The following is a 13,843-nucleotide window of genomic DNA, read 5'->3' as shown; positions in this document are numbered from 1 at the left end:
GCTTCACCGCACCGTCACCCGCACCGGTTGGGCCGAGAGTTTGACAGGCACAGCATTGGCCGATGTCGCGTTGGCAGATGCACCGCTGACCGAGCCTGTAAACCAGCCTTCGATCATGTATTCACCGGGCGCAAGCTCCAGCTCACGGGTATAGGTCACGGCCTCGCTTTTGCCTGCCGTGTCGGTGCGGAAATCTTGGGCACACAATCTGGGTTCCCCGGCCACTGGATACACCACTTCCCGCGTGCCCACCCGCAAGACCCGCACCAGCGGCGCAACAGCGCAGTTCTGATCATTGTCGCGGCCCGCACCAAGTTGCACGGCGGCTTTGCCAGCGTTGGCAACTTTCAACGTGAGGGGCACACCGCCCGCCACACTGCGTGGCGCGATTAGGGTGGCGGTTAGGCCCATTGGCACGGCAACAGGGACAGGCGGGACACCTACCGAAGTCCCCACCGGAATGGGAGCCGGTTCTACGAAGATAGGCTGCCAGTTTTCTACCGGGGCCAGTTCGGGCAGCGCGGTGGATTGCGCCCCGATCCAAGCAGGCCAGAGCAATAAGGCAGCAAGCAGGGCGGGACGCGGGGTCATGGCTTCAGGGTACGGCGTAAACGTGACGGGGGGCTGATAGGGGGCGGCGTAAGGTGTTGGGGCGGGTTCGCTGCTTGGACGCCCCCTTACCCCGCTCCCGCAAGGGGCGAGGGCAACGGCTTTAATTGGGGGTTTCTTAGCCCCTTAGACGCCCATCCCACAACCTACGACGCACGCTCTACTTCTGCCCCGCGTAAAACGCTGCAATTCCCCCTGCTATGGCCTGCGCCAGCCGTTCTTGGCCGCTTTTGTCCATCAAGATTCGCAGGTTGCCGGGATCGGTCAGGTACGCGGTTTCTACGAGGAGGCTGATTTGAGTGGAGGGGCGTGTCAGGGCCAAATCTGCACCCGGCTTCAGGCCTGCGCCGGGGCCGAGATCGGGCAAGGTGCGGCGCAGAGAGGCCAAAACTTGGGCTGCCACACCCTGCGCCTGCGGGTGCGTGAAGTAGATTTCTGGCCCCCGAATGCCGCGTGGGTCACGTCCATCGGGCAGGGCATTGGCGTGAATAGACACCAGCAGATCGGCGCGGGCGGCTTCGGCGGCTTCCCCACGTTCGTACAGCCCCAGCGTCACGTCGGCGCTGCGGGTCAGATTCACGGTGGCCCCCTGCGCCCTCAAGAGTTCGGCGGCCCTTAGCGCGATGGGCAGGGTCAGCCCTTTTTCGGGAACGCGTAGGCTGCCCGCACCGCCCAATTGCGTGCCGCCATGCCCCGGATCGAGCGTGATGACCCGGCCCGCCAGCGGTTGAGAAGCATTCAAAACAGGTGGGCGGCGCACCGTCAGCAGCAAATCCGGGCCGTCATAGTTGGCGCTGAAGCCCCATGCCTGAGCCGCCGTGAGTTCCAGCGTGAGGCGTGATACGCCTATGCCAGCAGATGCGGAAGTCAGGCGCGAGAGCAGCGGATCGGCAGCCAGAGCAGGCACGGCAGGAGGCGCAGACAGGCCGTAGAGCGTCAGTGTCAGCCTGCGCCCATCATCGGCCTGATTGAGGGTGAAGGGGACGCGCAGGCCACCCAAAGGCACCCGCACGCGCAGGTCATCGGTGGGCGCAGTCGGGGCGGGCGGCGGTGTGATGGGCTGAACGTTGGCCTGCTTGGGGCGCGTCGGTTGCGGGGGCAATTCGGGCAACGTGGGCGCGGGCGTGGCGGGGTTAGAAGGATTGGGCGCAGGCTCAGGCACGGGCGATTCGGGCGGGGTGATTGGAGCCGGGGGAATGGGTACGGGCAAGACTTCCGGCAAGGTGGGGACAACAGTGGGCAGACCGTCCAATACAACGCTTCCCGCCACTCCCACACGCGGCGCACCGGGGGTCAGGGCCACCTGTGCCGCTGTCACCAACGCCGATATGCCGGGGGCCAGCCTCACCCGCAAGTCGTCGCCTTGCCGCCCCACCACCGCAAAAGTCATGCCATTTCGGGGATACAGCATCGGTTCCCCAGTGAGGGTATTCAGGACGTTGGTGGCGTCGTTGAGGCCCAGCCCACGCACGGTATCGGGGCGCTGGGTGGCGGTGCGCGGGCCTGCCGCCGTGCTGGTCAGGCGTCCGGGGGCGGCGGCAGCGGTGGTGCGCCCGTCGCGGCCTGTGAGGGAAACTGTGAAGGCGGCATTTTGCACGCGGGCGGCAGCGGGCAGCGTGTAGGTGGCCGAATACTGGCCCGCTGGCCCTTCCTGCATAGGCAACACCGCGCCCCCCGCCAGCCGAAACGTAGCCCGGCCCCCCGGCGATCCCCGGAAACTGACCCGGATGCTGCGCTCGGCGGGAGCATCCGCGGCGGCGTCCCAGAATTCCAGATTCATACGCGGCGTCACGCTGTCGCGGTCTAGGGCGGTAGGCGTGGCAGGCAGGGCGCGGGGCACAGTGCGAATCACGCGCAGGGTGCGGCTGCCCGTTTGCCCCCCCGCCGCAGTGACCAACCGCAGATCGTTGGTGCCCACCCGCAGCGGCCACCACAGCATAAATAGCCCGTCTGCGCCCACAGTCACCGTCTGCCCGCTCACCTTCAGGCTGGCTCCCGGCGTCACGCTGCCTTCTAAAATCACATGATCGAACGCCACACGGTGACCTTCGGGTGGGTAGGCCACGAACACATCGGGGGCGGCGCGGGCAGAACAGGCGAGCAGGGTGGCGAGGAGGGCAAAGCGGGACAGCAGCGGCATATGGGAGGGTTTAGCACGGCGCGGAATGGGCCGGATGTGTGCGGGGAGGTGAGGGCGACGAGCGGCAGTTATTGATTTGACTTGGAAGGTGAACCCCCCCGTTGCTGACGCAACGCCCCCTTGAGGGGAAGACTAAGAGCACTTGCGCTCCCCTCTTAGCTCGACTTTGGCCATTGACAGGGGAAGCAGCCTGCTGCTTCCCCTGTCAGACTTGAGCATGACACGGCTTCCGACTTGGTTCACGGGGGTTCTGCGAAGCTTCGCTCCACTGTTTTCGGCGCGCATCTGGCCGCAGGTGCACCTCCTGGTGGTCGGGGCGCTGCTCTCTCCTGGAAAACGGACGGTGACCGCGGCGTTGCGGGTGCTCGGCTTGGCGGACGACCCAAGGTTCGGGACGTTTCACCGCCTGTTGAGTCGGGCGCGCTGGTCGAGTCTCCAAGCCAGTCGCGTGCTGCTCGGTCTGCTCGTGACGGCCTGTGTGCCCTCAGGACCGCTCGTCCTCGGTCTGGACGACACCATAGAGCGACGCACTGGAGCGAAGATCAGCGCCAAGGGCATCTACCGAGATCCGGTGCGGTCCAGTCACGGGCACTTCGTCAAGGCCAGCGGGCTCCGCTGGCTGAGCCTGATGCTGCTGACCCCCATTCCCTGGGCCCATCGTATCTGGGCGCTGCCGTTCCTGACGGTACTGGTACCGTCACAGCGGTACAACGAAGAACGCGGTCACCGGCATAAAAGTGTGACGGACTGGGCTCGGCAGATGCTTCGCTTGGTCCAGCGGTGGTGTCCTGGACGGCCACTGATCGTGGTAGCAGACAGCGCCTACGCGGCTATCAGGTGGCTTTCCGACCTCCAGCAAGACCGTCCAATAACCGTCATCACCAAGCTTCGCTTGGATGCGGCGCTCTACGACCCAGCACCCGATCGAGCGGCTGGCCAGATGGGCCGACCCCGGCTGAAAGGCGACCGTCTTCCCACCCTCGCCTCCCTGGTTCATGATCCACAGACGCGCTGGGAGCGCGTCCGCTTGAATCGCTGGTACGGGGAGACCCATCGGGAGGTGGACATCATTTCTCAGACGGCGGTCTGGTATCACACGGGCCTCCCACCCCTTCGGGTGCGTTGGGTCTTGATCCGTGATCCCAAGGGCAAGTTCTCTACCCAGGCCCTGCTCTGCACGGATCTGCTGCAGACCCCACGGCAGATGCTGGAGTACTTCGTGCAGCGCTGGCAACTTGAGGTCACCTGTGAAGAGGTTCGAGCACACCTGGGCGTGGAAACACAGCGGCAGTGGACTGATCTGGCCATTGCCAGAACAACCCCAGCGTTGCTGGGGCTGTTCTCTCGCGTCACCCTGATGGCCCACGAACGCTGGAAGAGTCATCCCGTCAGGGTTCGTCGAGCCGCCTGGTATGCCAAGACTCTGCCGACCTTCGTTGATGCGCTCGCTGAGGTTCGGCGAGCCTTGTGGAAGGTGCCGACTGTTCGCACATCTGCACCAGAACGCGAAATGGTTCAAGTCCCACTTGAGTTCATCGAGCGCCTTACAGACGCGCTCTGCTATGCCGCCTGACCCTCCTCAATGGCCAAAGTCGAGCTTAGGGGGCTGGCTGCACAGCAGACTGGGGGTTTACACGCGACTCTTCCTAAACTCGCACCCCAATCTTCCAAACCCCATCACCAAATCATGTAGAAAACTTTACAACTCTCTCCCCCATTCCGCCGACTGACCTATCATGGCCGCACCCATGAATGACGATCTGCTGCGGGCTTACCGGGAGGCGTTACCGGACTACGAAGCACTCAGGGACGCGGCGGTGGCCCACACCACGCGCCTGCTGACGGCGGCGGGCCTCAACATTCACCACATCACCGGGCGGGTCAAGCGGGCGGGGAGCCTAGAGGACAAATTGCGGCGCAAGGCGGGCCGGTACGACTCGCTGGACGACGTGACCGATCTGGTGGCCGTGCGCGTCATCACCTACTTCGAGTCGGATGTGGGCGTGGTGTCACGCCTGATCGAAAAGCATCATCAGGTGGACTGGAACCACTCGATAGACAAATCGAAGATGCATGACCCCGATAGATTCGGCTACATGGGCGTGCATTACGTGGTGCGCGTGCCCGATAGCGGATTGCAAGAGGATGGACTGGATGTAGGTGGGCGCTTGGGTGGGGCCAGATTCGAGGTGCAGATTCGCTCGATTCTTCAACACGCTTGGGCGGAAATAGAGCACGACTTGGGCTACAAAAACCGCGACGCTGTGCCGCGTGAGGTGCGCCGCCGCTTCTACCGCTTGGCGGGTCTGCTGGAAATGGCCGACGAAGAATTTATGGCCCTGCACCGCATGACCCGCGACTACGCCGCCACCTTGCCCGAACGGGTGGCCGCCGCTCCAGACGACGTGTTCATAGACGCCCAGAGCATGACCCACCTACTGACGCTGCCGCCTGTGCGTGATCTGGATACGGCGGTGGCTAAAGAGTTGGGCGTGCGCCTGCTGTCTCATTGGTCTGACCCGGAGCGCCCGCAGCGCTTGGCGAGCCTGCTGCATTACGTGGGCGTGCGCTCGGTGGGCCTGCTGCACAAGGAACTGAAGCGCAACGAGGGCGACATCAAGCGGTTTGCGGCGGCGCTGATGCCCCGGCTGCGGCAGGCATGGACTCCGGCGGGCGGCGCTCGCCCCGGCACCAGCGTGGTTCATTACGCGCTGCTGCGGGCGTGCAGCAATGCCAGCCTCGAACCTAGCGAAGTGGTGACGCTGCTTGACCTGAGCGGCGCGGGCAACGAAGCCGAGATGGTGCGGGCGGTGCGCGAGGTGTATCAGGAAGTGACCGGACTGACGGCAGCGGCCCGGACTCCGCCTGCCGGGATTCTCTAGGCCCTACCGCTAAAAAACTTTGCAATTGGTAAGCATTGTGCCCTAGAAACTTGACATTTATTAACCGGGCGTCCAGAATCCAGCCCAGAGACACCCATGACCAATGACCTTCTTTCCCCCGATGCCGACGCCACTTACACACCGCTGATTCCCGCGCACTCGTGGGCCATCATCGATTCCACCTTGCGGGAAGGCGAGCAATTTGCGCGGGGCAACTTTAAGACCGACGACAAAATAGAAATCGCCCGCGCCCTAGACGCCTTCGGGGTGGAATTTATAGAAGTGACCACGCCGATGGTGAGCCAGCAAACGCAGGCCGACATTCGCAAACTGACCGAACTGGGACTGAACGCCAAAATTCTGACCCATGTACGCTGCCACATGGACGACGTGCAGCGGGCCGTAGACACGGGTGTAGACGGCCTAGACCTGTTGTTCGGCACCAGCAGCTTTCTGCGCGAGTTCAGTCACGGCAAGAACATCGGCCAGATTATCGAGGCCGCGCAGGAGGTCATCGGGTGGATTAAAACCAACCGCCCAGACCTGCAAATTCGCTTTAGTGCCGAAGATACCTTTCGCAGCGAAGAGGCCGATTTGATGGCGGTCTACGCTGCGGTATCCAAATTGGGCGTACACCGCGTGGGCTTGGCCGATACAGTAGGCGTCGCCACGCCCCGGCAGGTGTATACGCTGGTGCGCGAGGTTCGCAAAGTGATTCACGACGGCTGCGGCATCGAGTTTCACGGCCACAACGACACGGGCTGCGCGATCAGCAACGCCTACGAAGCGGTGGAAGCCGGGGCCACGCACATCGACACGACCATTTTGGGCATCGGGGAACGCAACGGAATTACGCCGCTGGGGGGTTTTTTGGCCCGCATGTTCACTTTCGATCCTCAGGGCCTCACCGAAAAATACAATCTGGAACTGCTGCCCGAACTTGACCGCATGATTGCCCGCATGGTGGATCTGCCGATCCCGTGGAACAACTATCTGACCGGAGAATTTGCCTACAACCACAAGGCCGGAATGCACCTGAAGGCCATCTACCTGAATCCCGGCGCATACGAGGCGATTCCGCCGGGGGTGTTCGGCGTGGGCCGCCGCATTCAGGCTGCCAGCAAGGTCACGGGCAAGCACGCCATCGGCCACCGCGCCCGCGAACTGGGCCTGCACTACGGCGAGGACGCCCTGCGCCGCGTGACCGATCACATTAAGGCGTTGGCCGAACACAATGAACTGGACGACGCGCACTTGGAACAGGTGTTGCGGGAATGGGTGAGCGCGTAATCGGCGTTGGCGTGTAAACCCCCCCGTTGCTTTGCAACGCCCCCCTTAGAGGTGGGGACAAGAGCTTTTGTGTTCTACGCAGTTAGAACTTGGCTGCTTCCCCAGCCCGCCACACGCTACCCTCTAACCCGTGAGCACCGACCCCGAATCTACCGCCCCCGCCTCTTACCGCGTGTTCCCGCCTGTGGGCAAAACGGTGGCTGTATTCAGCGATGCCACGGGCGACCTGCAAGCCCAAGCTGCGGCCTCACCGCTCAGCGCCTTCATCGAGTTGGCGGATTTTTCGGGTGTGGCCTTACGTATTTTTACGCCCACCCGCGAAAAGGGCGAGAGCGATTCGGCGGCGGTTGCAGCGTTGGCGCACCTGTTTGGGGCGGGTCAGATTGCGGACGTGACCGAAGTGCAGATGGGCGGCAAGAGCGTGGGGGCGCAACTCTGCGGCGGCGAATGGCTGCTGCTTCAGGGCGATGTGACGGCAGTAGAAATAGAGACCGATCTTTCGCCCATTAGCCTGAGCGGGGCGGCTTGGACAGCTTCGGCAGGCCGCGCCAATCTGCTGGTTCAGGTGGCCGATTTGACAACGCTGGACGTCTTCACACCCGACAACATTGCCATTTCAGCCCTGAATAGAACGACTCAAACCACTGGCCTGATCCTGTACACCCTGCAATCGGAAGGCCGCGAAGACGTGAGTTTCCGGGCGTTCGGGCCGCTGAAGGGCTTTACCGAGGACGCCGCGAGTTCCAATATGTTTGCCTGCTTGGTGGGCGTGCTGGCGGCGCGGGGCCAGTTGCCAGAGGGCGCGGAAAGCATTCGCGGGGCGCAGCGGCAACCGGGGCAGTTTGCACGGCTCACGGCTCAGTTCGTGGCTTCATCGGCGGGGGCAAGCGGCGTGTGGGTGGGCGGAAAAGCGGTACAGACCGGGCCAGATTCTTGAGCCTTTCGGCGCAGCGCACCACCTTTGCCGACTTGCGGCGCGATTGGTCTGCGGGCGCGGGCATAGCGGGGTTTGTGGTGGTGTTGGTGGGGGCTGCCAGCAGCATCGGCCTCTTGGTGGGCGCGGCGCGGGATTTTGGGCTGTCGGCGGGCCAAACGGCCAGTTGGGTCTTGGCCTGTTACCTTGCCATCAGTATTTCGGGCGCGGCGCTGACGTGGCGCACGCGGGCACCCATCAGCATGGCGTGGAGTACGCCGGGGCTGGCGCTGGTGGCCTCGGTGGCGGCCAGCAGCAGCCTCACCTATCCCGAAGTGTTGGGCGCATACGTGCTGAGCGCCGTTGTGATGCTGGCACTGGGCGTCTCAGGCGCGTTCGAGCGGGTCACGTCGCGGTTGCCGCCTGCTTTGGCGAATGCACTGTTGGCGGGCGTGTTGCTGCCCTTCGTGCTGGGCGCATTCCGGGCCTTGCCGGTGGCCCCAGTTCCCGTGGGCGGTATGCTGGCCGTCTTCGTGCTGGGCCGAATTTACTTTGCGCGTTGGGCGGTTCCGGCGGCGCTGGTGGTGGGCGCGGGCCTGTCGTTGGCGGCGGGACTTGTGGGCCAAATGAACCTGTCTGGTACGTCCATTTTTGGTACGTTGGTCTGGACAACTCCAGCCTTTAGCGTCCGGGCCGCCCTGAGTTTGGCCCTGCCCATGACCATTCTCACGCTCGCTTCTCAGCAGTTGCCGGGGCTGGCGGTGTTGCGTGCGTGCGGCTTCGGGCGCGTCCCGGCCAGTCCGCTCATTACGGCGTCGGGCATTGGCAGTCTGGTGGCGGCTCCGTTCGGCGGGCATTCCACCAATCTGGCCGCCATTACCGCTGCCATTTCTGCCGGAGAAGAAGCCCACCCCGACCCGGCGCGGCGCTGGCCTGCCAGCCTCAGCGCGGCGTTTTTCTATCTGCTGCTGGGCATTTTTGCTGGGTGGCTGGTGGGCGCAGTGGCCGCCATTCCAGTCGCGGTGGTGTCGGCGCTGGCGGGGCTGGCGTTGGTGGGCACGGCGCTCAGCAGTTTGGTGGCCGCTCTGGGTGCGGGACAGGAGCGGGAAGCCGCCTTTTTGACATTGGCGATTACGGCCAGCGGCGTAACGGTCTGGGGCGTGGGCAGTCCGGTGTGGGGCCTGTTGGTGGGCGGCGCGGTGCTGTGGCTGGGGGGGCGGCGAAATAGGCCATGAGCTATGGGTTTTGGGCGATGAACACCGAACAATTTGGCTGTACATCGGGGACTATCGAGCGGAACGACTCCCACCTATGGCATGTTCCCGGATGGTGTCATCACCAAACAGAACAACTACATTCTCCGACATCTCAAGCAGGGATTGAGTTCCCGGCTGTGGCATTGCTGCGCTGAGCAGCACCACGTCTCCTTGCTCAAACAGGAGCTCGATGCTCTGCGGGTATTTCTCCAAATCGTCCGGCTGCACCTCTGTGACCAAGTACCAATGAACACGCGCCTCTAAAATTCGTTGCCCAACCAGTGACGACCACCGACTGCCCTGCGTCACATTAGTCACAAGTGTGTCGTGCAACCGATCCAACAGAATTCCCTCGAAGATGCCCAAACCGTGATCAATAAAGGTGTTGTCCCAAGTTACGCAGAACGAACGATCCTCACCGATTAAGTCGACGCCGTAAGAAATGTCGTCCAGCACAGAGAGACCCCGCCATGCGGGATAGCTCCCAGGGTGCTCATAGTACCGAATCTGTTTCAGGCGCATGCCTTCCAGTTGACGCACCTCACGGTCAAACTCCTCAGGACTCATGGTCTCACCTTACTTGCCCCTCCGGTTTTCCTTGGTTCTGAATTCCCCAAATTGCAGCTGGCTTTTGTATTTTCATGGCCTATTCCCCGCTCACGCCGTATCCTCTCCCCATGCCTTCCACCGACACTCTGCCATTCGCACTGCACGCCCTGCGTGACCAGTTTCCGCCGCTGCTGCATGGGCGGGCGTACCTCGACAACGCGGCGGGCGGCCTGCTTCCCCGGCGCAGCATAGAGGCGATTACGGCCCACCTGACGCAGTTTGGGGCCACCAACGCCATGCCCAGCCACGCGCCGGGACAAGCGGTACTTGACCTGAAAACGCGGGCGCGGGCAGCGACGGCCCTTCTTATGAATGCCGAAGCGCCCGACGTGGCACTTGGCCCTAGTGCTACGGCCCTGAATTTCCGCTTGGCGGCGGCCTTTGCGCGGCTGTGGGGGCCGGGCGACGAAGTCATTCTGAGTGGGCTGGAGCATGAGGCCAACGCCAGTCCTTGGCGCGAACTGGAGCGGGTAGGCGTCACCGTGCGCGTGTGGCACGCCCGCCAGCCCACCATGCAACTGCATTTGGACGACCTGCGAAGCCTGCTGACGCCCCACACTCGCCTCGTGGCCGTGACCGCCGCCAGCAACGTGCTGGGCGTGACCGTGAATATTCCCGAAGTCTCGGCTTTGGCCCGCGCTGCCGGGGCTTGGACGGTGGTAGACGCCGTTCACGCTGCCCCACACAGCTTCCCCGATGTAGGGGTGTGGGGCGCGGATTTCGTCTCGTTCAGCCCGTACAAGGTCTGGGGGCCGCACTTGGGGGCGCTGTGGATTCGGCCCGAACTGCGGGGGCAGTTGCCTTGGCCCAAACTCAGCTTTGTACCAGAAGGCGATATTACGGGCATGGAATACGGCACGCCACCGTTTGAGCTGCTGGCGGGCTGGCTGGGCACGCTGGATTATCTGCGCGAATTGGGCGGTGGAGAAATGCTGACACGCACTGCACTTCAAGCCGCCTCTACCCGCATTGCCGACTTAGAACGGCCTGTGCTGACGCGCCTGCTGGACGGGCTGTTGCACACGCCCGGTGTCACGGTGTACGGCCCGCACACCACCGAGGGCCGGGTGGGAACGGTGGCCTTCCGCGTGGCAGGTGAGACGCCTGCCCATACCGCCGAAGCCCTCAGCGCACGCGGCGTAGATGTGGGCGCGGGGCATTTTTACGCCGTCCAGCCGTTGCAAGATTTGGGCGTGTACCCGGAAGGCGTGGTGCGGGCCAGCATCGCCCACTACACCACTGAGGACGATGTGCAGCGGTTGCTGGACGGGTTGAAACGGCCATAGGAAATACAAAAAGCGCTCCCTCAACTGGTGGAGGAGCGCACTGGAAACGCGGCATGCGTCAGGAAACTGGAAGTGAAGAGTGTGAAGCTTGAACAGTCAGAAGTGCGGCGTGATGGGCTGAAATGTAAGAGTTTTGGAGCATTAGCCCGGTCTGCCCACTTCGGAGGTCGGCTTACCCCGCCGGGGGGTGAATCCTCGCCCGCAGTGTGCCGCGTTTCCGGCGCTCATTATCGGTTCAGTCGGTCAGTTCTGTCAACCAATTGGTCTGCTGAATCCGGGTTTCCAGTTCCCGGCGCTGGCGGGCCAAGGCGTCGGCCTGAGCCTGTAAGTCGCGAGCCGGAATGACGGCGACGGTGCGGAGTTCGGTGTTGCTATATCGCTGCTGTTTTAAAGAAGCCGCATCTGCTGCAAGGCGCAACATCCTAAGGCGCAAATCCAACATGTCGCGCTCAGTCAGGGCTTCGGTCAGGCTGGGCGCACCTTGCAGCAGGCCCAAGCGGGTGCTGAGATTGGTGCGGTGAATGCGCGGCAGCAGCGCTTCCAACGCCTCTACTACGCTCATATATTCGGCAATCAGGGCGCGGGGATCTTCGGAGACCTCTTCGCCTTCCTGAATTTGCAGGTTGCTCGTAATTCGCTCTGTCAGTTGGGCAGCGCGTTTTTGCAGGTCGGCACGTTCGATCAGGGCTTCAGCAAGCTTCATGGTCAGCTAGAGTACCGCATTCAACTCATCCCGGAACCGCTTGGCCGCCGTCACACTCGCCGCTACATCTAGCCCGCTGGCGTACTGCACGCCTCGGCTGGCGCTGGCGAGTGCGCCCGTGCCCCCCGCATGAAAGGCAGGCGCGAGGTCTGCGGCGGCGGCTCCTTGTGCGCCCAAACCCGGCAACAACAACAAGGCGCGGGGCATCAGGGCGCGGAAGGTGGCAAGGTCACGGGGATGCGTGGCCCCTACTACTGCGCCCACACTTGCGAACTCCCCCTCTTCTTCTTCCGCGTTCAGGCGGGCCACTTCTACGGCCACCCGCTCGCTGATGCCGCTGCCCTGCACGTCGGCCTGATCGGGATTGCTGGTCTTCACGAGCACGAAAATGCCGCCGCCGTTTGCCCGCGCCGCCGCCACAAACGGGGTTAGGGTGGCAAAGCCTAAAAATGGATTGACCGTGAGGGCGTCTCCGGCGTGGGGGCCGCCCAGCCAAGCGTGGGCGTAGGCTTCGGCGGTACTGCCAATATCGCCGCGTTTGCCGTCCAGAATCACGGGCAGACCCAGCGTGCGGGCCAGCGCACAAACTTCTTCCAGTAGGGTAAAACCGGGCAGGCCTAAGGCTTCAAAAAAAGCCAGTTGAGGCTTGACGCAGGCCGCAAACGGCGCGGTGGCTTCCAGCACATCCAGCGTATGCAGCCGCAGATGCGCCGTGTCGCGGTAGGCGTCGGCGCGGGGATCGAGGCCTACACACAGCCGGGTATTGAGGGTGCGGGTGCGCTCGGTAACGGCGTGGGCAAAGGCAGGCAGCGCAGGCATCGGGGAGCAGGCTAACACGCCGCTGACGAGCAGCAACAGCGTGACAAGCGCACCGCCGCGCTACACTGGCGGCTATGCGGCTTTCGGCCACCGACGTTTACGCTTTTCAGGCACTTGGATATTTGGGACTTCAACACGGGTTGCCTGTGGCCGCCGAGCCTCCAGCAGGCCAAGTGGTGGGCCAACCCGCCCGCTGGATTTCCAGCGACGAAATCAGCGAGGCCACCGGGATTCACCGCCCGTATCTGGTACGGATTCTGGCTGCCCTGACCGCCAAAGGCGTGGTGAAGAGCAAAAAAGGCATCGGCGGCGGCTACGCACTGGCCCGCAAGCCTCAGCTTATTTCCCTGTGCGAAGTGGTGCGGGCCATAGACGGCCCGGTGGCACCGCTGAGTTGCATTAGCCTGAACTGGCATGAAGAGTGCGTAGAGCAGGAGCGCTGCCACGCCCGCAACACCATTTATACCCGCATGCGTGACGCGATGCTGGCCGTGCTGCAAGAGTTCAGCGTGCAAGATTTGGTGGTGGATGCACGGCAGGGCGTGAGCTACGGCCACTGCCTCGGCCACCTGCTGAAGCCGAACGCCTAAGCGGGGCGTGTGGGCGATGTAGGTCTAAGGGTCTACGGTCAGCTCGTGAAACCCTTCTTTTGCTCTTCCCCCCTTGCGGGGGAGGCTGGGACTCGCAGAGCTGCGCCAGCAGCGGGGGGAGTGAGCGTCAGCGATTGCCCCTGCGCCCTTCTTAGACCCCTCGACCCTTAGACCCTGCCCCCAGCAACACCTGAACCACCCCCCGACGCAAAAGCAGACAAGTTGAGTATTCTTGTCATCTAGTACGCTATGCTGTGGGCATGACGGTTTTGCCTTCTTCCCCAAGCTCTCCTTCCCCGAAGGTGGCCGCACGCACCGACCTCGCGGCGCTGCGGTTCAATCAGTGGACTGTGGTGGGCGTAACGCTGCTGGGCGTCGTGCTGGGCGCGGTTTCCGGCTGGGCGTTCCTCGTGCTGTTGGCACTGGGCGCGGCCATGTTGTTGGGTGCGGTGCGCCCCGATCTCTCGCCGCTGCGGGCTGCCTACCGAATGTCGGGGCCGGTGCTGGGCCTCAAGCCGGACGTGGTGGAAAAAGACCCCCGCGCCCATCACTTTGCACAGGGCGTGGGCGGCGTATTTTTGCTGGCCGCCGGAGTGAGCGGTGTGCTGGGCCTGACCGTGCTGGGCACCGTTTTGGGGCTGATGGTGGTGGCCCTCGCCGCGCTGAACTTGTCGCAAAAAATCTGTGTGGGTTGCCTGATGTACTTCCAATACCGCCGCCTGCGCTACGCCGTTCTGAGCCGCTGA

Annotated in this window: 13 protein-coding genes; 8 read left to right on the top strand and 5 right to left on the bottom strand. The window is 63.4% G+C overall.

Annotated elements, in window-relative coordinates:
- Positions 1-3 precede the first annotated feature (3 nt).
- Positions 4-591 carry a hypothetical protein gene (locus E7T06_RS00390; RefSeq protein WP_205750761.1) on the bottom strand — a complete coding sequence of 196 codons (588 nt, stop codon included), beginning with the start codon at positions 589-591 and terminating at the stop codon, positions 4-6.
- A 178-nt stretch (positions 592-769) separates the two neighbouring features.
- On the bottom strand, positions 770-2,749 hold the full coding sequence (locus E7T06_RS00385; protein ID WP_136363871.1) for an N-acetylmuramoyl-L-alanine amidase: 1,980 nt from the start codon (positions 2,747-2,749) through the stop codon (positions 770-772).
- 217 nt (positions 2,750-2,966) lie between these two features.
- Between E7T06_RS00385 and E7T06_RS00380 the strand changes: the two genes are divergently transcribed.
- From E7T06_RS00380 to E7T06_RS00360, 5 genes are all read left to right on the top strand, one after another.
- Positions 2,967-4,322 (top strand): transposase, encoded by a 1,356-nt coding sequence (locus tag E7T06_RS00380; RefSeq protein WP_168733305.1) that lies wholly within the window; start codon positions 2,967-2,969, stop codon positions 4,320-4,322.
- A gap of 175 nt (positions 4,323-4,497) precedes the next feature.
- A complete protein-coding gene (locus E7T06_RS00375; RefSeq protein WP_136363870.1) occupies positions 4,498-5,631 on the top strand; it encodes a GTP pyrophosphokinase family protein in 1,134 nt (377 codons plus the stop codon).
- 96 nt (positions 5,632-5,727) lie between these two features.
- Positions 5,728-6,921: a homocitrate synthase gene (gene lysS / locus E7T06_RS00370; protein WP_136363869.1), complete on the top strand. Its 1,194-nt coding sequence runs from the start codon at positions 5,728-5,730 to the stop codon at positions 6,919-6,921.
- Positions 6,922-7,051: 130 nt separating this feature from the next.
- Positions 7,052-7,858 carry a PhzF family phenazine biosynthesis protein gene (locus tag E7T06_RS00365; RefSeq protein WP_240740766.1) on the top strand — a complete coding sequence of 269 codons (807 nt, stop codon included), beginning with the start codon at positions 7,052-7,054 and terminating at the stop codon, positions 7,856-7,858.
- A complete protein-coding gene (locus tag E7T06_RS00360; protein WP_240740765.1) occupies positions 7,816-9,069 on the top strand; it encodes a benzoate/H(+) symporter BenE family transporter in 1,254 nt (417 codons plus the stop codon). The genes E7T06_RS00365 and E7T06_RS00360 overlap by 43 nt, the downstream gene beginning before the upstream one ends.
- Before the next feature lie 51 nt (positions 9,070-9,120).
- On the opposite strand, the gene E7T06_RS00355 is transcribed toward E7T06_RS00360, so the two are convergent.
- Positions 9,121-9,657 carry a hypothetical protein gene (locus E7T06_RS00355; protein ID WP_136363868.1) on the bottom strand — a complete coding sequence of 179 codons (537 nt, stop codon included), beginning with the start codon at positions 9,655-9,657 and terminating at the stop codon, positions 9,121-9,123.
- Between the two features lie 110 nt (positions 9,658-9,767).
- On the opposite strand from E7T06_RS00355, the gene E7T06_RS00350 reads away from it, so the two are divergent.
- Positions 9,768-10,985, top strand: a complete 1,218-nt coding sequence (locus E7T06_RS00350) for a cysteine desulfurase-like protein (RefSeq protein WP_136363867.1) — start codon at positions 9,768-9,770, stop codon at positions 10,983-10,985.
- A 235-nt stretch (positions 10,986-11,220) separates the two neighbouring features.
- Here E7T06_RS00350 and E7T06_RS00345 read toward each other — a convergent pair whose 3' ends face one another.
- The gene (locus tag E7T06_RS00345; RefSeq protein WP_136363866.1) at positions 11,221-11,688 is read right to left on the bottom strand and encodes a DIP1984 family protein; all 468 of its coding nucleotides are present in this window, start codon (positions 11,686-11,688) and stop codon (positions 11,221-11,223) included.
- Between the two features lie 6 nt (positions 11,689-11,694).
- On the bottom strand, positions 11,695-12,507 hold the full coding sequence (pyrF, locus tag E7T06_RS00340) for an orotidine-5'-phosphate decarboxylase (protein WP_136363865.1): 813 nt from the start codon (positions 12,505-12,507) through the stop codon (positions 11,695-11,697).
- A gap of 74 nt (positions 12,508-12,581) precedes the next feature.
- Here pyrF and E7T06_RS00335 point away from each other — a divergent pair, with 74 nt between their 5' ends.
- Together E7T06_RS00335 and E7T06_RS00330 are read left to right on the top strand one after the other, a co-directional pair.
- Positions 12,582-13,097 carry an RrF2 family transcriptional regulator gene (locus E7T06_RS00335; protein WP_136363864.1) on the top strand — a complete coding sequence of 172 codons (516 nt, stop codon included), beginning with the start codon at positions 12,582-12,584 and terminating at the stop codon, positions 13,095-13,097.
- Positions 13,098-13,357: 260 nt separating this feature from the next.
- Positions 13,358-13,843, top strand: coding sequence for a DUF4395 domain-containing protein (locus E7T06_RS00330; RefSeq protein WP_136363863.1), 486 nt, complete (start codon positions 13,358-13,360; stop codon positions 13,841-13,843).

The sequence above is a fragment of the Deinococcus sp. Arct2-2 genome, assembly GCF_004801315.1.
GTDB lineage: Bacteria > Deinococcota > Deinococci > Deinococcales > Deinococcaceae > Deinococcus.
This window is presented reverse-complemented; position numbering and strand designations above follow the sequence as displayed.

Coding starts and splice junctions, on each gene's coding strand:
- E7T06_RS00390 (WP_205750761.1), bottom strand. CDS start 591: ATGACCCCGCGTCCCGCCCTGCTTGCTGCCTTATTGCTCTGGCCTGCT.
- E7T06_RS00385 (WP_136363871.1), bottom strand. CDS start 2,749: ATGCCGCTGCTGTCCCGCTTTGCCCTCCTCGCCACCCTGCTCGCCTGT.
- E7T06_RS00380 (WP_168733305.1), top strand. CDS start 2,967: ATGACACGGCTTCCGACTTGGTTCACGGGGGTTCTGCGAAGCTTCGCT.
- E7T06_RS00375 (WP_136363870.1), top strand. CDS start 4,498: ATGAATGACGATCTGCTGCGGGCTTACCGGGAGGCGTTACCGGACTAC.
- lysS (WP_136363869.1), top strand. CDS start 5,728: ATGACCAATGACCTTCTTTCCCCCGATGCCGACGCCACTTACACACCG.
- E7T06_RS00355 (WP_136363868.1), bottom strand. CDS start 9,657: ATGAGTCCTGAGGAGTTTGACCGTGAGGTGCGTCAACTGGAAGGCATG.
- E7T06_RS00350 (WP_136363867.1), top strand. CDS start 9,768: ATGCCTTCCACCGACACTCTGCCATTCGCACTGCACGCCCTGCGTGAC.
- E7T06_RS00345 (WP_136363866.1), bottom strand. CDS start 11,688: ATGAAGCTTGCTGAAGCCCTGATCGAACGTGCCGACCTGCAAAAACGC.
- pyrF (WP_136363865.1), bottom strand. CDS start 12,507: ATGCCTGCGCTGCCTGCCTTTGCCCACGCCGTTACCGAGCGCACCCGC.
- E7T06_RS00335 (WP_136363864.1), top strand. CDS start 12,582: ATGCGGCTTTCGGCCACCGACGTTTACGCTTTTCAGGCACTTGGATAT.
- E7T06_RS00330 (WP_136363863.1), top strand. CDS start 13,358: ATGACGGTTTTGCCTTCTTCCCCAAGCTCTCCTTCCCCGAAGGTGGCC.